Source organism: Balneolales bacterium ANBcel1, assembly GCA_029688905.1.
Taxonomy (GTDB): Bacteria; Bacteroidota; Rhodothermia; order Balneolales; family Natronogracilivirgulaceae; genus SLLW01.
The window spans coordinates 316,328-334,656 of record JARULB010000003.1 but is presented as its reverse complement, the minus strand read 5'-3'; the positions used below and the strand labels follow the sequence as shown (position 1 = coordinate 334,656).

General features: G+C 51.6%; 16 protein-coding genes. 12 read left to right on the top strand and 4 right to left on the bottom strand.

Translation table 11 applies throughout. The annotated features are described in order from the left end of the window. Positions 1-9 precede the first annotated feature (9 nt). Both trmD and rplS read left to right on the top strand, forming a co-directional pair. Entirely contained in the window at positions 10-690 is a 681-nt protein-coding gene (trmD, locus tag QA596_05790) for a tRNA (guanosine(37)-N1)-methyltransferase TrmD (protein MDG5766971.1), read from the top strand. Between the two features lie 39 nt (positions 691-729). Then, on the top strand, positions 730-1,068 hold the full coding sequence (gene rplS, locus QA596_05785) for a 50S ribosomal protein L19 (protein ID MDG5766970.1): 339 nt from the start codon (positions 730-732) through the stop codon (positions 1,066-1,068). A 24-nt stretch (positions 1,069-1,092) separates the two neighbouring features. Here rplS and QA596_05780 read toward each other — a convergent pair whose 3' ends face one another. Next, on the bottom strand, positions 1,093-2,190 hold the full coding sequence (locus tag QA596_05780) for an Mrp/NBP35 family ATP-binding protein (protein ID MDG5766969.1): 1,098 nt from the start codon (positions 2,188-2,190) through the stop codon (positions 1,093-1,095). A gap of 251 nt (positions 2,191-2,441) precedes the next feature. On the opposite strand from QA596_05780, the gene gcvT reads away from it, so the two are divergent. The 10 genes from gcvT to QA596_05730 all read left to right on the top strand — a co-directional run bounded on the left by gcvT (position 2,442) and on the right by QA596_05730 (position 13,059). Further along, positions 2,442-3,539 (top strand): glycine cleavage system aminomethyltransferase GcvT, encoded by a 1,098-nt coding sequence (gene gcvT / locus QA596_05775; protein MDG5766968.1) that lies wholly within the window; start codon positions 2,442-2,444, stop codon positions 3,537-3,539. A 76-nt stretch (positions 3,540-3,615) separates the two neighbouring features. After that, positions 3,616-6,153, top strand: coding sequence for a DNA translocase FtsK (locus QA596_05770; GenBank protein MDG5766967.1), 2,538 nt, complete (start codon positions 3,616-3,618; stop codon positions 6,151-6,153). Positions 6,154-6,184: 31 nt separating this feature from the next. Beyond that, complete coding sequence (locus tag QA596_05765; GenBank protein MDG5766966.1) at positions 6,185-6,823, top strand: outer membrane lipoprotein carrier protein LolA; 639 nt, start codon at positions 6,185-6,187, stop codon at positions 6,821-6,823. A gap of 4 nt (positions 6,824-6,827) precedes the next feature. Then, the gene (locus QA596_05760; protein ID MDG5766965.1) at positions 6,828-7,856 is read left to right on the top strand and encodes a lysylphosphatidylglycerol synthase transmembrane domain-containing protein; all 1,029 of its coding nucleotides are present in this window, start codon (positions 6,828-6,830) and stop codon (positions 7,854-7,856) included. A gap of 110 nt (positions 7,857-7,966) precedes the next feature. Continuing rightward, positions 7,967-9,700 carry a hypothetical protein gene (locus QA596_05755; GenBank protein MDG5766964.1) on the top strand — a complete coding sequence of 578 codons (1,734 nt, stop codon included), beginning with the start codon at positions 7,967-7,969 and terminating at the stop codon, positions 9,698-9,700. A 6-nt stretch (positions 9,701-9,706) separates the two neighbouring features. After that, positions 9,707-9,892, top strand: coding sequence for an HU family DNA-binding protein (locus QA596_05750; GenBank protein MDG5766963.1), 186 nt, complete (start codon positions 9,707-9,709; stop codon positions 9,890-9,892). A 7-nt stretch (positions 9,893-9,899) separates the two neighbouring features. Then, complete coding sequence (locus QA596_05745) at positions 9,900-11,027, top strand: SPOR domain-containing protein (protein MDG5766962.1); 1,128 nt, start codon at positions 9,900-9,902, stop codon at positions 11,025-11,027. 55 nt (positions 11,028-11,082) lie between these two features. Beyond that, complete coding sequence (locus tag QA596_05740; protein ID MDG5766961.1) at positions 11,083-11,820, top strand: MotA/TolQ/ExbB proton channel family protein; 738 nt, start codon at positions 11,083-11,085, stop codon at positions 11,818-11,820. Then, the gene (locus tag QA596_05735; protein MDG5766960.1) at positions 11,817-12,227 is read left to right on the top strand and encodes a biopolymer transporter ExbD; all 411 of its coding nucleotides are present in this window, start codon (positions 11,817-11,819) and stop codon (positions 12,225-12,227) included. The genes QA596_05740 and QA596_05735 overlap by 4 nt, the downstream gene beginning before the upstream one ends. A gap of 4 nt (positions 12,228-12,231) precedes the next feature. Further along, positions 12,232-13,059 (top strand): energy transducer TonB, encoded by an 828-nt coding sequence (locus QA596_05730; protein MDG5766959.1) that lies wholly within the window; start codon positions 12,232-12,234, stop codon positions 13,057-13,059. A 272-nt stretch (positions 13,060-13,331) separates the two neighbouring features. On the opposite strand, the gene QA596_05725 is transcribed toward QA596_05730, so the two are convergent. From QA596_05725 to QA596_05715, 3 genes are all read right to left on the bottom strand, one after another. Next, entirely contained in the window at positions 13,332-15,812 is a 2,481-nt protein-coding gene (locus QA596_05725) for a glycogen/starch/alpha-glucan phosphorylase (protein MDG5766958.1), read from the bottom strand. Between the two features lie 134 nt (positions 15,813-15,946). Beyond that, a complete protein-coding gene (ispE, locus tag QA596_05720) occupies positions 15,947-16,831 on the bottom strand; it encodes a 4-(cytidine 5'-diphospho)-2-C-methyl-D-erythritol kinase (GenBank protein MDG5766957.1) in 885 nt (294 codons plus the stop codon). A gap of 5 nt (positions 16,832-16,836) precedes the next feature. Continuing rightward, entirely contained in the window at positions 16,837-18,276 is a 1,440-nt protein-coding gene (locus QA596_05715; GenBank protein ID MDG5766956.1) for an HD domain-containing protein, read from the bottom strand. Positions 18,277-18,329 lie beyond the last annotated feature (53 nt).

Genomic DNA, 18,329 nt, shown 5'->3' with positions numbered 1-18,329 from the left:
GGAAGTCAGATGGAACACACAATGAGGATCGATATCATATCCGCGGTTCCGGAGCTGTTAACGGGTCCGCTGGACCACAGTATTGTGGGCAGAGCCCGAAAAGCGAACAAGGTTGATATCGTGATTCACGATCTCCGCCGGTATTCCACAGACAAGCACCGAAAAGTGGATGATTATCCGTTTGGAGGCGGCGCCGGCCTGGTTATGAGTCCGCAGCCCATTTTTGACTGTATTGAGCCGCTGCTGAAGCAACGAACGTATGATCAGGTGCTGTTTCCAACACCGGATGCGCCGGTACTCACACAACACACGGTGAACACACTGTCATTGTGTCGAAATTTGATCCTGTTATGCGGCCACTATAAGGGCGTTGATCAGCGGGTGCGGGACGAGTTGGTCACCATGGAGGTGAGTGTCGGTGACTACGTGCTTTCCGGCGGGGAGTTGCCGGCCATGATGATCGTTGACGGTATCGTAAGGCTGCTTCCGGGTGTCCTTGGAGATGCCGAAAGCGCACTGGACGACTCGTTTCAGGACGGATTCCTGTCGGCCCCCGTGTACACCAGGCCCGCCAGATTTCGCGGACTGGATATTCCGGAAGTTCTGACTTCGGGAAACCATGAAGCCATCCGAAAATGGCGGGAAAAAAAGGCGCGGGAGCGAACCCGGGACATACGCCCGGACCTTTGAAATTTTTATCTTATAACGTAATCAATCGGTAATACAACAATGGAAAAGCTTACTTTAATTGAACAAACACAAGTCAAGGATGACCTCCCTGACTTCAAGGCGGGTGACTCGGTGAACGTGCATTATCGTGTACGCGAGGGTGGCAAAGAGCGTATTCAGCAGTACCTGGGCGTTGTCATTGCACGCAAGGGCAGGGGCGCCAATCAAACGTTTACCGTCCGCAAAATTTCGAGTAACGTTGGGGTGGAACGCGTTTTTCCATTGTACTCTCCCTTCATTGCCAAAATTGAAGTGAAGAAAAGAGGCAAAGTACGCCGCGCGAAACTTTTCTATCTGCGCTCTCTGCGAGGAAAAGCCGCACGTCTCCGGGAAAAATAGGAGACGCGCTAGCTTTCGCCGGTTTTACCGATAGAGTATTTCCACCTTTTCCGTGGGTGCTCCCGTAGCATTGCGAATGGCAATTTGCTGGGCCGTGCGCTGTGCAATGTTGGAGAATGCGATGGATGAGGCGGCGGAAGCATCCTTCTCGACAATGGGCTTGCCGCTGTCGCCGCTCTCTCTGAGCTGCTGTTCAATCGGAATTTCTCCGAGAAAAGCCACGCCCATTTTCTCCGCAAGGTTTCGGGCACCGTCCCGGCCAAAGATATAATACTTCCGGTCGGGCAGATCCGGCGGAGTGAAAAACGCCATGTTTTCGACGATTCCCAGTACCGGGACATTCACCTTGTTGAACATGGCCACGCCCTTTCTGGCGTCATCCAGCGCTACATTTTGCGGAGTTGAAACAATAATGGCGCCGGTCAGCGGTACCGATTGAACGATAGTCAGCTGGATATCCCCGGTTCCCGGAGGCAGATCCAGGATCAGGTAATCCAGTTCACCCCAGTCGGTTTCGCTGAGGAACTGTTTCACCGCACTGGAAACCATGGGCCCGCGCCAAACCACAGCCTCGTCCTGCTTTACCAGAAAGCCCATGGAAAGCAGCTTTACGCCAAACTTTTCCAGAGGAACCAGTTTGCGCCGGGTATTGATATTCGGGCGTTCGTGAATGTCAAACATGGTCGGTATACTCGGACCGTAAATATCCGTATCAACCAACCCGACTTTCGCACCCGTTTTGGCCAGAGAGACTGCGAGGTTCACCGAAACCGTGGATTTACCCACGCCACCCTTGCCGGAAGCAACGGCAATCACATTTTTCACATCCTTGAGAAGATTCTGGTCACCCTGCCCCTCAGACCGGCTTCCCGTTACCTTTGAACTCATATTCGGGATGACTTCCGCCTCTTCATCCACCAGGTGCTTGACCGCATTGATACAGGCCCGCTCTATCTCACTTTTCATGGGACAGGCCGGGGTGGTCAGATTGACGGTAAAAGTGACTTTCTTGCCATCGACGACAATGTCTTCAATCATGTTGAGTGATACCAGATCCTTTCCCAAATCAGGATCAATGACATTTCGCAGTGCGTCCAGAACATCTTCATTGGTAATGGCCATAAAAAAACTACATTAGATTTAAACTGAATAAATTTATGTTGTAACGAATATACTTCCGATACCGTGCCCGAATCAAAAAAAGTTTGCGCATAACCGCTCCGTTGTGAACGACAAATTGAGCGGGTGCAAGGGTCGAAAAATGGAAGTATGATAACATTCAACCCCGATAAACGGTGAAATATCCGGATCAAAATACCCCAATTGCTTTTTGATCTTTGTATCTTGGCAATTGAAAATCAAACCACGCCATTATGCTGAAAAAAACACCGCTATTTGAGATTCATCGACAGTTAAAAGCCAGACTGCTGGATTTTTCAGGATTTGAAATGCCGCTGCAGTACAGTGGCATCAAAGAAGAGCACTTTGCGGTCCGAAGAAAAGCCGGCATATTCGATGTCTCTCACATGGGTGAAATTTTGATACACGGAGAGAAAGCGCTGGAAGTTGTTCAGGATCTTTCTGTGAACGATGCCGCCCGTCTGGTACCGGGTAAAGCGCAATACTCCGTTATGTGCAGAGAGCATGGTGGTATCGTGGACGATCTGCTGGTTTATTGTTTGTCGAAAGAGGAGCTCATGCTGGTAGTGAACGCCTCCAATATCGAAAAAGATCTGAACTGGATCGTTGAAGTCAATCAGGGGCGGGCCGAGATCAGCAATATTTCCGATGAAATAGCCCTGATTGCACTTCAGGGACCGGAGGCGGCAGAAATTCTGACTTCTCTCACACCGGATAAGCCGGAATCCATACCCTCTTTTGAATTCCGTTCGATGCAGATCTCGGACTATGACAATATTCTGGTTTCTGCAACCGGCTATACCGGGGAGCCCGGATTTGAACTCTACTGCAATATCCGGCATGTCAATGCATGTGATCTCTGGGAAAATATTATGGAGGCCGGAGAGTCCCGCGGCCTGCAACCCTGTGGCCTGGGCGCCCGGGATACCCTGAGACTGGAGGCCGGACTGCCGCTTTATGGCAATGACCTTTCGGAGGAAACGACACCACTCGAAGCCGGTCTTGGCTGGCTGATATCGTGGGAGAAAGAATTCAGGGGCAAAAACGAATTACTGATTCAGAAGCAAAACGGAGTGAAACGCAGGCTGTCCGCCCTGATGATGAAAGAGCCCGGCCGCATTCCAAGGGCCGGTTGTTCCGTTGTGTCTGAAACGGGTGAACATCTCGGCGAAGTAACCAGCGGAGGCTTGTCGATGATGCACAACCGGGGGATAGCCATGGCATACCTCGATGCCGGTCAATGCCGAACAGGCGACAGCGTGATCGTCAAAATCAGAAATAAAGGAGCGGAAGCTGAAATTGTAAAAAGGCCGTTTTTTAAGAAAAAGTGATTTGCAGGCAGACCGTTACCGGAAAACGGTACCGTTTGGGGCGGGATACTAATCAATAGAATTCGAACAGGTTGCAATGGCGAAAAAGAAGCAGAATAAAGAACCATTTTTCTCACATGAGAGAAAAATGGAGATGCTCGGAATCGTGATCATGGCGATAGCGATTACTTTTGCTGTAAGCATCATCACCTACCGCAGTGAAGATCTTGCGATTATTAAAAGCGTCGATTTCAGGACACTGCTCGATTTCGGTCAGGGTCCCGCACTTCGTATTCAAAACGGGCTGGGTCCCCTTGGGGCATACCTCTCCCACTTTTTTGTGAATTTCCTCTTTGGCTATCTCTCCCTGATCCTTGTTACTGTGATCTTTGTGTACGGGTGGAGGATTTTTCGGCACAAAGACCTCCGGCAAGGACACATGAAAGCGTTTTATGCGATTTTTGTGATGATTCTCGCCGCCTCCATCATGGGGTGGATCCACAATGAATTTGATGCCGTTTCAACGAGCTGGGCCGGAACCTCCGGACTGGCGGTGGCGCATTTACTGAGAGCCTTGACCGGGCAGTATGGCCCCGTTATTATCCTGGGAAGTCTGAGCCTGATAGCGATAACCCTGATGTTCAGCCGCGATATACAATCTGCAATTGACGGGGTGAAAGCTGTCGCAAACCGGGTTGCAGCTTTTTTTGAAACGAGAAAAACGAGTCGGGATAACAGGACAGTCGACCAGAGTGATGACACGGAAGATGCGCCGTCAACCCGACAGGCTCACTCGCGGGAAGCATCACCGGATCCGTCTTCGGCCTCAAAAAACAAAGCATCCGAAGAAGAGGACCCGAAAAAGCGATGGGAACAAATCGTACTGTCTTCCAGGGAAAAGGAAGAGGCAAGAAGAAGAGAGGAAGAGGCCGGAACCACCGAAGGAATGCCGCCAAGAGCTGCGCTCGAAAAACCGGCATCACAGACTGAAACAGAAGAAACGGAGCCCGCGGCAGGTGATCCCGGCGAAAGCACATCCGGTGAAAACGGATCGGATCTGGATATCACCGTCTATAGAGGCACTCCCGAAGAAGAAGCCGGAAAGAGAAAACTGGATAAGGAGCGCAAGAAAGCTGTTGAAAAGCCGGAAATTAAATACAAATTCCCGACCCTTGATCTGCTCGAAAAAGCCCCGAACGAAGGTAACGAAGTGGACTATGAGGAGATCAACAGAAACAAAATGATCATCCTGGACAAACTGAACAGGCACGGAATTGATATTCGCGCGATCGAGGCGATCGTTGGTCCCACCGTAACGCTCTACGAACTTGAACCCGCCCCGGATGTAAAAATCAGCAAAATAGAAAGCTATGCCAACGATTTGAAGATGGCAATGGCCACAAAAGGCCTAAGGATTATCGCGCCCATTCCGGGGAAATCAGCCGTCGGCATTGAAGTGCCCAACCGGAAACCGGAGGTTGTGCACATCCGCTCCCTGATAAATACCCGCAAGTTTGCAGAAACGACCATGACGCTGCCGGTGGCATTCGGCCGGACCATCGAGAACGAAGTGTTTATGGTTGACCTAGCTCGGCTTCCTCACCTGCTGATGGCCGGTGCAACGGGATCGGGAAAAACCGTTGGAATCAATACCATCATCACCTGCTTGCTGTACAAGTGCCATCCCGACGACCTGAAGTTTGTGATGATCGACCCCAAGAAAATTGAGCTGTCCCTGTTCCGGAATATCCGGCAGCACTTTCTGGCCACACTTCCGAACGCATCCGAGCCGATTATTACCGATACATCGGAGGTATTGCAGGTTCTGAACAGCGTGTGCAAGGAGATGGACAATCGGTACGAGCTGCTCAAAATGGCTATGGTGCGCGACATTTCCACCTACAACAAAAAATGGAAGGGAGAGGAGCTGGATGCGGAGCTCGGACACCGCTATCTGCCCTATATCGTAGTTATCATCGACGAACTGGCCGACTTGATGATGACCGCCGGCAAGCAGATCGAGGAACCGATTGCACGGCTGGCGCAACTGGCACGTGCTGTGGGCATTCACCTGGTGGTTGCAACGCAGCGCCCGTCGGTAAACGTAATTACCGGAACGATCAAAGCCAACTTTCCCTCACGTGTGGCATACCGGGTAGCATCAAAAATCGACTCCAGAACCATCCTCGATACCATGGGTGCCGACCAGCTGGTCGGACGGGGCGATATGCTCTACAACGGGGGCGGTGGCAGCATGATTCGCCTGCAGAACGCCTTTGTCTCAACAGAGGAGGTAGAGCGGATCAATGCATTTATCGGTAATCAGGCAGGATATCAGCATCCCTATTATCTTCCGGAAATAGAAGACCCGGAAAGCCAGGGCGGTCCCCTCGACAAAAGCGAACGGGATGAGATGTTTGAGGAGGCGGCAAGGGTACTTGTGTTGCATAAACAGGGCTCGGTTTCGTTACTCCAAAGAAAGCTGAAGCTGGGATACAACCGAGCCGGCCGGCTGATAGATCAGCTGTTTGCAGCAGGCATTGTCGGTCCGTACCAGGGAAGCACAGCCAGGGAAGTGCTGGTTGAGGACGAAGAGGAACTCGAGCAACTGTTAAGAGAACTGGATGAACAATAGTGAGAAATGTACCGGATGGAACCGTTCGGCGATGCGCAGCTTTGCATTGTGCCTGATTGCCATATCATGTTTTTTTTCAGGGGGGATGGTTACCGTGGCACCGGCCAATACACCGGCCGGGGAACCCAATGAGCTGGAACAGGCGCGTTCACTCTTTGAAGAGGGGCGTATTCTGCATGCCCGGATGTCCCACGAGTTTTATGACTCCTACACCGGCGAAACCGACTGGACCGAAGGCAAAATCTGGATTGCGAAAGACCGCTACCGGGTAAGCGTTGAGCACCAGTCCGTTCTGGTGGATGGTGAAATATCCAGAGTGTACAATTCGGTACAGAACAAACTGGTGATCAGCGAGTATCACCCCGGGGAAGACGATTTTGCCCCCTCCCGTTTTTTCTCTGAGTCGGAAGAGATCTACCTGGTGGAGGAGTCTTTCCAGGACGGGGATAGCATGGTATTTGTGTTGCGAAGTGACGATCCGTTTGAAATTTTCACAGAGGTGAAGATTCGACTGGATGAGGAGCTCAGGCCTCTTGAAATCGAGGCACTGGACCAAATGGATAACCGCATCAGAACCGTGTTTTCGGAGGCACGCTACATCGATCCGGAAGAAGATGTCTTCCGACTTGACTATCCGGATGACGTTGAAATCATAGATCTTCGAAAATGATTTCATGATGCACAAATATCTGCGCCTTATTCTAAGCCTGGCTGTCGCGCTGCTGTTTTTGTGGCTTGCCCTCAAGGATGTCTCGTTTTATGAGGTGCGTCTGACTCTTAACACACTGACGTACTACTGGCTTTTGCCCTATCTGGTTATTTCGCTGGCAAGCCACTATTTAAGAGCGGAGCGATGGCGGCTGCTGATAGAGCAGGGAGGAGTTAAAACAAGCAGGTTAACGCTGTTCAGCGGGGTGATGCTTGGCTATCTGGTGAATTATGCGGTTCCCCGCCTGGGCGAACTCTCCCGGTCGGTGTTTGTGGGTAACCGTGAGCAGATCAGCAGAACCAAGCTCATCGGTACCGTAGTACTGGAAAGAGCTCTGGACCTTGCTGTTATGCTGGTTCTGATCGTGTTTGTATTCGTCTATTTATTTCGGGATTACACTCTTTTTGCCCAGATATTTGGCGAAGAGACCATTCTCTGGATCAAAGCGGCGGGTAGCGTGGAGGGGATTCAGTATGCTATTATTCTTCTGCTCTCGGCCGTTGTACTGCTGCTGGCGGGGTACTTGCTGTTTCGGCTGCTCAGCAGCTGGATCCCCGCAGTTGCAAACGCGAAACGGATTTTCACCGAAACCTCCATCAAATTTTTAAAGGGGCTGATCAGCATCAAGGATGTCAAAAACTGGCCGCTCTTTTTGCTGCTGACGGCGGGAATCTGGTTCTGCTATGTGCTGATGACCTACATCCCTTTTACAGCATTTAATATGCATACCGAGTTCAATCTCGGGCTGCAGGAGGCAATGGTGATTACCGTGATTTCCGCGCTTGGAGTCGCCATCCCCTCACCCGGCGGAATCGGTACCTATCACTGGTTTGTAAGCCGCTCTCTGTTGCTGCTATTTGCCGTGCCGGAAGCGACAGGGGTGGCATATGCAATTGTTACACATTTGGTAATGATGATTATTATTTTGGTTTTTACGCCTGTATTGCTTGCAATCCACAAAACCAGGAACAATCGGCAAGGTATTTCAAGCTAATTTTTTTTCCTGGTCAACCACACCGATTTACTGCCGGTCAACGTTTCAATCAGAGTCGTTGCGGCTGTTACAAAAAGTTTGATTACATGAGGATATCATAAAGAATGAGAATGACGCAAAAAATTACTGTTACCGGTTTAATTCTTCTTGCCGTTGCGGTGATACCGGTGATGGCGCAGCAGGAAGACGCGCCGGCTACGCTGCTTCCGGATATTGATCCTCAGGATATTGAAATCAGGGGGGAATTCGATGTGCGGTTTCAAGGGCTGTCAAGGCAGCCGATACTCGGGTTCAGTCCGCGCAGGCCGGTGTTTCGCGTTGATCCCGACAGGATGCCATTTATCGAGTCGGACGATGAAATAGTCGCGGCAGTCCCTTTGTCAGACCTGGAGCCTGCCTTGAAACCCGAAAAACAGTTTGTGAGGTTCTCCGACCGGCGCCGCGGACTGGCACAAGCCGGTTCGGGTTTTTTCATGAGTCCCGACCTGGCCGTGATTTCCGAGATGCCCGTGCGCGAAAACCAAAGTTTGGGCCTGGATTTCAGGCACCATTCTTCAGAAGGGGATCGTGACTTCAGCTCCTTCCGTGACCTCAACGGGGAGGTACAGTGGACCGGCAGGGCCGGAAGTCACCGCTGGGGTCTTGGCGTATCGGGTGAATCCAACTTCAACTACTCCCCGCTTGGATATACCTCGCCTGTCACCGGTACACCGCACGGAATCACCGTGGACTCTCTTTCCGCATTGCGGCTTTCGCAGTATTCTTTCGGGATGGAAGGCCGCTGGGAATATCTTGAAAACGCCTGGCGAGGATGGCAATCTTCAGCCGAAATCCGACATTTTGATAATCGAGGGGAGCAGTTGGCCGGCAATGAGCTTGGTACAAGCGAAACACGGTACAGCATCGATTTGAACCGGTTCCGGGAAGGAAGCCAGATGGAGCAGATCTTCGGATACCAGCTTCGGTCAAGCGGAGCCTTCTACGACACCGGCGGAGATGATACCGGTTCCTGGTTTACTAATACGGCGGGCGCCAGATATCGCCATGTATTTGGCCATGCGCATCTTGTAGAAGCCTGGCTCAGATTCTATCAGCTTTATGATCCGGTTAATGAATTTGACCTGTACCTTTATCCGGATGTCAGATATAAATATCAGGGCGCAGGACGTTTTTCCGCTACATTGCAGATGCGTGGATTTGTGAATGACCCGTCCCTGTCAAAGATTTATGATGAAAACAGGTTCTCGTTTCAAAGGGAACTTGATGTCGAGCATGAAAGGGGGCTGCATATCCGTCTGCATTCCGGGATTATGATCCGGTCCAACCTGAAAGCATATACCGGAATGGATTACTGGCAGTATTATAACCTCGGGTATTTCAACAACTTTGAGAACCTGCCATGGGTCTATTACGAGAAACATTACACAGAAGACGCGACCCATGTGGAGTGGTATAGCGGATTGACTCACGACGGATCCGCACTGCGCAGCACAACTACGGTCGAGTTTGGACTGAATTATTCCAGCGTGGATAAAGACGTGATTCCATCCGGGGAAATTCCGTATGTTCCCCGATGGAGGGTGTCGGCGCATTTCATGACCAGGCCAGTTGACCGGCTTGAGATGTCCACGTGGCTTAATGCCGTGGGAACACGAAAAACAGCTCGCAATAATGAAACGGTCGACGGTTATCTGCAGCTTGGCCTGCGAACGGACCTTCGGATCCTTGATAGTTTCGGAGTTTATTTCAAGGCGCTGAACCTTCTGGATCAGGAATACCAGGTGTGGCAAAATTATAACGAACGCCCGTTGCAGATTTATGGAGGCATAACCTTGCGTTGGTGATCTATTATGGAACAGGAAAAAGCAATTCAAACTATTATAACCGGGGCGCTCAAGAAACATCGCGATGTTGCCGTGAAAGGTCTGGGTACGTTTGCCGTGCGGCACAGAAAGCAGGATCATCGCCAGCAAAAAGACGGCACGATCCTGCTTGATCCGCCCGCAGATATTGTAACCTTTACCCCTGAAAAGTGAGGAGAGGATGAAACTATCACATGACGATCTGATTGCATTGCTGGCAGAGTCACTTCAGGTAAAGACGCCGGATGCCGAAGAAATACTGGATTCCTGGGTGAAGAAAATTCATGCTGCCGTTGCTGAAAAAGGTAGTTATCGCGCTGCCGGTTTTGGAACATTCCGACGGCAGGATGGAGCGCTTGTGTTTGAACCGGAGACCGAACTGGCTATAGAGATTAACTACAAGTATGCCGGTATGGAACCGATAGAAATCCTCTCTGCCCCGGCCCGGAAAAGCAGCGGTATAAAATCCCCCGATACAGAAGAACAACCCGTTGCGCCGGAAGCCGCTGACGCCGATAAGGATTTGGAGCCTGTGGACGATCACGCTGCGGATGAGCCTGCGAAAGAGGATAAGCTGCTGTCCGGCGATACCGAAGCAGAGGCGACGTCAAAACAGGAGGAAAAGGCCGAAGAACCTGAAACAACAGATCCGCCGGAGTCGGTGGAGGAAGAGCCTTCGGCCGGCCTTAAAGATGATGTCTCTAAAACGGATGATGCCGCAAAACAGGAGCAAAAAGAATCGGATCCGCCACCGGCTCATAAAAAAGAGGCAGCAGCGGGTACAGGGCGAATGAAAAAGAAACATGCTCCCAAGCGGCGAAAGCGCAGAGAATCCGAATCAAAACTGTGGTTAATTCCCATCGCTGCGGCTGTCATTGTTGCTATTTTGTTTGTACTGCATTTTGATGGACTGAGACTGGATCGCCAGCATCACGCCGAGCAGCCACCGGCAGAGGATCCCTCCGCAACGGTCACGGAGCGAGAGGCGACGGCACCGCCCGAACACGTAATTGAACCGTCACCGGAACCTTCGCCTTACGGATTAATGGGATCCGGTACCGAAATACAAACAGGCTCCTATACGATTGTGCTCCATTCACTTTCCAGTGAAACAAGGGCAAACTATGAAAAAGAGCGCTTTGCGGAACAAGGCTATCTTGCCGTATTGTATCGGGCCGGGACCACAGACGGACGAACCACCTGGCGTGTTGGCGTGGGCCAGTTTGCAACGGTTTCCGATGCCGAAGATGCAATTTCCGAACTTCCACGCCCATACCGGGACAATAACTTTATTGCTCGCATACGTTAATGCTTCGTTGCGGCCATAACCCCCATACTCCAAAACCTAAACCTTTCGGCATTACATGATATCGGTACTTTCGCCCCTTGCAACGCTTCTGTTTCAAAATGGCGTTGATAACGCAGTGCAACCGCCGGTTGCCGCTGCCCCCGACCAGATTTCCTGGCTCCAGATGTTTGTAGAGGGTGGCTTTGTGATGATCCCCATCACGCTGCTCTCCCTGTTGGCTATTTATGTCATCGCCGAACGATGGCGGGTTTTATCCAACTCAACCATGGACAACCGGCGATTTCTGAGAAGTCTCGAGGATATTTTAAAAAGAGGCGATATGCAGGGAGCCCTCCAATACTGCGATGAAATGGACAAGCCCTTTTCACGGATTATGAAACAGGGCATTAAACGTCTTGGAAGGCCGATTCAGGATATCGACGATGCCATTAAAAATGCCGGAAAACGGGAAGTTCATTTTCTCGAGAAGAAAATGGACTGGCTGGCAACCATCGCCGGAGTGGCGCCGTTGCTTGGCTTTCTCGGAACCGTTACCGGTATGATCCAGGCGTTTCAGCAGATTCAGACCCTGGAAGGGAACGTCAACCCGAGCGTTCTGGCCGGAGGTATCTGGGAGGCCCTGATTACTACCGCCTCCGGACTCGCGGTCGGCATCATCGCCTATGGCTTCTACAACTACCTTCTGGGCCGCATGAACCGTATGATATTTGACCTGGAGGACTCCTCGACACGCTTTATCGATCTGCTTCAGAAACCGGCCGCCAAAAAACAACAACAAACGGTATCACAATGAACTTCCGGTCCGCTAGCGAAGTAAAGAAACCGATGACGATATTTGCGGCAGCCGGACTGACCGACATCGTTCTGCTTCTGCTGATTTTCTTTTTGCTGACATCGTCGTTCGTGACCAATTTCGGAATACGAGTCGATATTCCCAGGGCGGAAACCGCGGCCGTGACCGATCAGCACTTCATTAATGTGACCATCACCAATGACGGTAGTTTTTATGTGATGGGCGACCCGGTGCCGCGGGCCAACGTTGCCGCCTCCATTCGCGAACAGAACCGGATGCATCCCAACGCGACACTGGTGGTACGGGCCGATAAAAACGCAATAATCGACGACGCGGTTCACGTTATGAACATTGGGAAAGCGTTGAACCTGAATATGATGATGGCCACTGAACGGGCCAGCCGCTGAAACCATGCGTAAACTAACCCGGGAAGAAAAATTTGGGCTCGGCATCACACTGGTGATGCACGTTGTCATGCTCCTCATCGCGTGGTTGATGGTGACACAGCCCCGGCAGACGGATCGTATGGCATTTATCGAGGTTACCCTCGGGGAGTTCCAGGACGGTACGGTTGCCGAGTTTTCCCGCGAAGAGCAGCAACAGCCGGAAACCCGTCCGGATCCCGTGGAAACCATTGCGGAAGAGCCTCAGCCCGAACCTGCAGAAGAGCCCCGCCCCGAACCTCAGCCCGAAGAGCCGGCGCGCGATGTCGATCTCCCCGATCAGGTCGAAGAGGTGATTTCGGAAGAAGTGGTTACGACGCCCGACACCGACAGGATAGACCCGACCGCTGTTGTTGAAGAGGTTGAAGAAGTCGAAGAGGAGGAAGAAGCCGCTGACCCTCAACCCGCTCAGCAGGATGAGGAAGTACAGGCCGGCGAGGAGGAAACCGGGGATATTCGCGGAATCCGGGGGCGGGTGGATGTCGATCAGGGCACGGGATCCGATCCCATCCGATCGGCACCATTCCAGCTTGAGTGGGAAGGTGATTTCAGCCGTGCAGCCGTAGTACAGCCGCTTCCGAACTATGTGACGGAGGCAGAGGCGGTGATCTCCGTCCGTTTTGAAGTTCGGCCCGACGGCACTGTCGGCCGGCTGCAACCCATCATCAAGGCCCAGCCGGAGCTCGAAAGAGAGGTGCTTCGTACCCTGCGGACATGGCGGTTTTCAAGGCTTCCATCCAATGTGCCGCAGGAGTCCCAGTTTGGCACGGTGACGTTCCGGTTCATCCTGGAATAGCACATGCCGCCTCACTGGCCGATCGGTTCCCCGTTCGATTGGAGGAGTTATCCGGCAATCGACAAGGTACCAGCCGGAATCTCCTCGTCATTAATCGCAAGCCTGTGGGGGTAACAAGGTGGTTAATGAGCCAAAGCCAAGGTTTTGATCATACGCCGCAAAGCGTGAGCAGCCAGGACGCCGATCAGTGAGAGTCACAAGACCACGGACGTTTTTCCATCATGCCATTCAGGAAAAAACGTCCGGGTTAATCCGCAGGGTTAGCCGCTATTCTACTTGTCCTTTTTTGGAAAATCGACCGGCTTGCATTCCCAGATCTGCTCGGAATACTCACTGATGGTACGGTCGGAGGAGAACTTGCCAACGCGGCAAACGTTATGGATCGCTTTTTTGATCCACTCCTTTTGATTGCGGTAGAGCTTCTCCACCTCCTTCTGCTGCTGCAGGTATGACTCAAAATCGGCCAGCACCATGAAGTAATCTCCCTCATCCAGAAGGGATTTGATGATGGGGTGGAACAGTTCGGGATCATCCGGCTCGAAAAAGCCGTCCCGGATCTGATTCAGCACTTCCTGAAGCTCGGGTACCGATTCGTAATACTCCCTGGGCTGATACCCTTCCCGCCGCTTTTGCTCGACCTCCTCATCGGTCATTCCGAAAATAAAGATATTCTCCTCACCGACTTCCTCCCGGATCTCGATATTGGCGCCGTCAAGGGTGCCGATGGTGAGCGCTCCGTTCAGGGCAAACTTCATGTTTCCGGTTCCGGAAGCTTCCATTCCGGCCGTAGAGGTTTGCTCGGACAGGTCCGCGGCGGGTATCAGGCGCTCCGCCAGCGAAACGGTATAGTTCTCAAGGAAGAGGCACGAAAGTTTGTCTTTGGTGTCCGGATCGTTGTTGATCTTCTCCGCAATGGAGTTGATCAGCTTGATCTGGAGTTTTGCCATGGTGTAGCCGGGTGCCGCTTTTCCTGAGAACAGTACGGTGCGTGGCTGGAAATCGGCATCAGGATTCGCCTTGATCCGGTTATAAAGTGTGGCGGTGTGCATTGCTACCAGAAGCTGGCGCTTGTACTCATGAATCCGTTTGATCTGAATATCAAAAATCGAATCGGGATTCAGGGCCACGCCGTACTTCGACTTGATGAAGTCGATGAGGTCCATCTTGTTTTCCCGTTTGATATTTGTAAATTTCTCACGGATTCCCTCATCTTCCGAAGCGATATCATCAAACTTTTTCAGTTGTTTGAGGTCGGTAATCCAGCCGTCTCCAATGTGCTCGGTAATCAGATCCGACAGCCTTGGGTTACACTGCTTCAGCCAGCGGCGCGGGGTGATGCCGTTGGTCATGTTTACAAACTTATCAGGATAGAGCTCGAAAAAGTCCTTGAAGATGGTCTTTTTAATGAGTTCCGTGTGCAGCCTTGCCACTCCATTGACTTTTTTGGAGCCGACGATGCCCAGAGTTGCCATCTGAACCGACGGCTTTTCGCCTTCACTGATAATGGACATTCTGCGGACGCGATTGACATCGTTGCCGAAGGTGTCCCTCACATGATTGAGGAACCGTTTGTTGATTTCATAGATGATCTGCAGGTGGCGGGGCAGCAAGTTGCGCATAAGCGGAACCGGCCATGTTTCCAGCGCTTCCGGCAGTACGGTATGGTTGGTATAGTTGATGGAACGCCGCGTAATATCCCAGGAGGTTTCCCAGTCGAGCCCCTCTTCATCGATCAGTACGCGCATCAGTTCGGGGATGGCAAGGTTCGGGTGGGTGTCATTACACTGGATGGCCACTTTGTCGGGAAACTTGCGCCAGTCGTTGTGGACCTTCTTGAACCGTCGTACAATGTCCTGAAGAGTCGCGCAAACCAGGAAATACTCCTGCTTGAGTCGAAGCTCCTGTCCGACAAATACCTTGTCGTTGGGGTAGAGTACCCGCGAAATATTCTCCTGCAGCTGGGAATCGCGAACGGCGTCTATGTATTCTCCCTGACTGAAAGAGTGCAGGTCAATGGCTTTCGACGAGCTGGCTTTCCACAACCGGAGATTGTTCACTACATCGTTTTTGTAGCCGGGAACCGGTGTGTCAAACGCAAGCGCGTTAACCTTCTGTGTATTTACCCACTTGAACCGGGTCTGCCCCTGGGAGTCGGTATAGGGGACCGATTCACCGTAGAAATTGACCGGGTAGAGAATTTTTGGCCTCACCACATCCCAGGGATTGCCGAATTGAAGCCACATGTCCGGCTGCTCAACCTGAAACCCGTTCTTGATCTGCTGGTGGAAAATGCCAAAATCGTATCGGATACCATACCCGTAACCTGGTATGCCCAATGTAGCCATGGAGTCGAGGAAACAGGCGGCCAGACGGCCCAGGCCGCCATTGCCAAGGCCGGCGTCAAACTCGTTCTCCTTAACATGGTCGTAGTCCATTCCAAGAGCATCCAGCGCTTCCTTGACTTCATCCAGAATATCCAGGTTCACCAGCATGTTGTCGAGCAAACGGCCTATCAGAAACTCCATGGAGATATAATAGACCCGCTTGGCATCCACATCGTAATAATGCTCCTGGGTGTCGATCCAGCGGTCATGGAGACGGTCCAGTGCAGTTAACGCAACACTGCGAAACTTGTCCCATTGCGTGGTCGAGTACCTGGACTTGGCCAGCGTAAACCGGAGGTGCCTTTGAATGTCAAGCTTCAGGGATTCGGAATCCATGGCCTTGGTGATGTCGTCATTCGTTTTGATCATGGCAAGAGGTGAGTTAAAAGGTGAAGAGAAGAAATAAAATGTAAGCGGTTACATCGCCAAAATCAAGTCGCGGGCAACAATTGCAATAATTTTCACAATTACGGAAAGTCGAACCGAAAGTAAACCGGAAAAACTCAGGAACTGCGATAAACGCCGATATCGGGAACATGTGCGGGAGGGGTGATATTGACCTGCAATTTCCATTCCGCCAGCTGATTCAGAGCGTCAACAGCCACAAACTCTTGTGGAAAAAGACCGTACACAGCCGATCCGCTTCCACTCATTGCCGCATAATCGGCTCCAAGTTCATAGAGCTGATCCTTGATATCGCCGATCATCGGGTGTTGATGGATGACCCATGGCTCCAGATCGTTCTCAAGGAGATAACGCCACTCTTCCAGCGGTTCGTTCATCAGGATGTGTTCCACCGTAAAATCGGGGGTTTCGTTGGACCGGCAGTGCCGGTAAGCCTCCGCGGTTGAAACATGGATATCGGGAAATACCGTAACAATCCAGGCATCCGGTTGTATGTCGTGGAACGATATTTCGGTGCCGATGCCGGATCCGATGCCGGGTTTTCCATGCAAAAAGATGGGGATATCGGCGCCGAGGTATCCTACAAGTGATTGTAGCTCAGTAATCTGCATGTCCAGACCTGAGATTTTGTTCAGGATTCTCAATACGGTGGCAGCATTGCTGCTTCCGCCGCCAAGGCCGGCTCCAAACGGGATCATCTTGTCGACATACACGGAGTAGGCATCATCCAGTGCAACATACCGCTTGAGCAAATGTACCGCTTTGACAATGAGATTGGTATGATCGACAGGCAGCCGGTCATCTGACATCGAGAGAGAGAATGAGGAAGCGCGTCGTACCTCAAACCGGTCATTCCAGTTTATGAAACAGAAGCCGGTGGATATTTCATGATATCCATTTGGGAGTTTTCCCAGTACCTGCAAACCAAGGTTGATTTTTGCAGGGGAGCGCGCCACCCAAAGAGTGTCATCGGTATCGTTCAAAACAGCTACTGGTTATGGTTCCGGGATTGTCGGTTATTCAAAACGGAGTCTTTTATGGAATGAAGGTACGCGATGGCTTCTTCGCGTGAGTTGGCAATCGTTCCACTCAAAATGGCTTCCTGAATCATGGATTTAATCGTGCCAACTTCTCTGCCGGGACCGATACCGCAAATCTCCATGATCTCCTCACCGCCAATCGGCGGTTTCCAGTTACGTATCCGGTCTTTTTCTTCAACCTCAGCAATTTTTTTCTCAACCAGATCGAAGTTTTGAAGGTACTGCTTGACCTTGCGGTCATTTTTGCTGGTAATATCGGCCCGGCACAGAGTCATCAGATCTTCTATATCATCGCCGGCGTCGAAAAGAAGTCGACGAACAGCGCTGTCTGTTACGATTTCATCAACAAGCGCGATAGGCCTCAAATGGAGACGAACCAGTTTTTTCACATAGCGCATACGCTCGTCAAGGGGGAGACCGATGCGACGAAAAATGGCCCCCACCATTCTGGCACCGACAGCATCATGCCCGTGAAATGTCCAGCCCTGTTTCGGATGGAACCGTTTTGTCGCAGGTTTGGCAATATCGTGCAAAATCGCCGCCCAACGGAGCCAGAGATTGTCGGAGACCATGGCGACATTGTCAAGTACCTTCAGGGTGTGCCAAAAATTGTCTTTGTGACGAATTCCATGTACTTCCTCCACACCCTGCAGATCACACAACTCCGGTAAAACGCGTTTCAGCAGCCCCGTGTCGAGCATCAGTTGAAACCCGATGGAAGGCAGGTCGCTCATCACAATTTTATTGAGTTCGTCTGCTATGCGTTCCCGAGAGACGATGTCCAGCCTTTCGGCAGACTCTGTAATCCCCTTTTTCGTGTCGGGGTCAATACTGAAGTGCAGCTGCGAGGCAAACCGGATGGCCCGCATCATGCGCAGGGGGTCGTCACTGAAAGTGCGGACCGGATCCACGGGTGTGCGAATAGTCTCATTTTCAAGATCTCGCATTCCATGGAAGGGATCATTCAGCTGTCCGTAATCTTCAGGGTTCAAAGACCATGACAACGCATTGATGGTAAAATCCCGCCGGTACTGGTCATCTGTCAGCGTCCCGTCTTCCACTATCGGCTTGCGGGAGTCGGAGCGGTAACTTTCCCTGCGGGCTCCGACAAACTCGAGTACAAAATGCCGGTACGTAACACGAGCTGTTCCAAAACGGCGATACGTAGCAATTTTGTCCGTTCCAAGCTTTTCCGCTACCGCTTCTGCCGCTCGGATGCCGGATCCGACCGTTACCAGATCGATATCGTATGTGTGTCCGGGATCGATGCGGCGCAGATAGTAGTCCCTGACCAGACCCCCAATGACATAGGTCTTCTGCCCTAATTCAGAGACGGCCTCAGATATGATTCGAAAAAGCTGCCGGTAAGATTCTGGAAGATCCTGCAAAACCTCAAAACTTTTTGAGAAAGAATAAAAAGATTCTGGAGGTTAAAGATAAT

What these genes read in the sequence shown, in the direction of transcription:
- trmD (MDG5766971.1), top strand. Translation starts at nt 10, where the DNA reads ATGGAACACACAATGAGGATCGATATCATATCCGCGGTTCCGGAGCTG.
- rplS (MDG5766970.1), top strand. Translation starts at nt 730, where the DNA reads ATGGAAAAGCTTACTTTAATTGAACAAACACAAGTCAAGGATGACCTC.
- QA596_05780 (MDG5766969.1), bottom strand. Translation starts at nt 2,190, where the DNA reads ATGGCCATTACCAATGAAGATGTTCTGGACGCACTGCGAAATGTCATT.
- gcvT (MDG5766968.1), top strand. Translation starts at nt 2,442, where the DNA reads ATGCTGAAAAAAACACCGCTATTTGAGATTCATCGACAGTTAAAAGCC.
- QA596_05770 (MDG5766967.1), top strand. Translation starts at nt 3,616, where the DNA reads ATGGCGAAAAAGAAGCAGAATAAAGAACCATTTTTCTCACATGAGAGA.
- QA596_05765 (MDG5766966.1), top strand. Translation starts at nt 6,185, where the DNA reads ATGCGCAGCTTTGCATTGTGCCTGATTGCCATATCATGTTTTTTTTCA.
- QA596_05760 (MDG5766965.1), top strand. Translation starts at nt 6,828, where the DNA reads ATGATGCACAAATATCTGCGCCTTATTCTAAGCCTGGCTGTCGCGCTG.
- QA596_05755 (MDG5766964.1), top strand. Translation starts at nt 7,967, where the DNA reads ATGACGCAAAAAATTACTGTTACCGGTTTAATTCTTCTTGCCGTTGCG.
- QA596_05750 (MDG5766963.1), top strand. Translation starts at nt 9,707, where the DNA reads ATGGAACAGGAAAAAGCAATTCAAACTATTATAACCGGGGCGCTCAAG.
- QA596_05745 (MDG5766962.1), top strand. Translation starts at nt 9,900, where the DNA reads ATGAAACTATCACATGACGATCTGATTGCATTGCTGGCAGAGTCACTT.
- QA596_05740 (MDG5766961.1), top strand. Translation starts at nt 11,083, where the DNA reads ATGATATCGGTACTTTCGCCCCTTGCAACGCTTCTGTTTCAAAATGGC.
- QA596_05735 (MDG5766960.1), top strand. Translation starts at nt 11,817, where the DNA reads ATGAACTTCCGGTCCGCTAGCGAAGTAAAGAAACCGATGACGATATTT.
- QA596_05730 (MDG5766959.1), top strand. Translation starts at nt 12,232, where the DNA reads ATGCGTAAACTAACCCGGGAAGAAAAATTTGGGCTCGGCATCACACTG.
- QA596_05725 (MDG5766958.1), bottom strand. Translation starts at nt 15,812, where the DNA reads ATGATCAAAACGAATGACGACATCACCAAGGCCATGGATTCCGAATCC.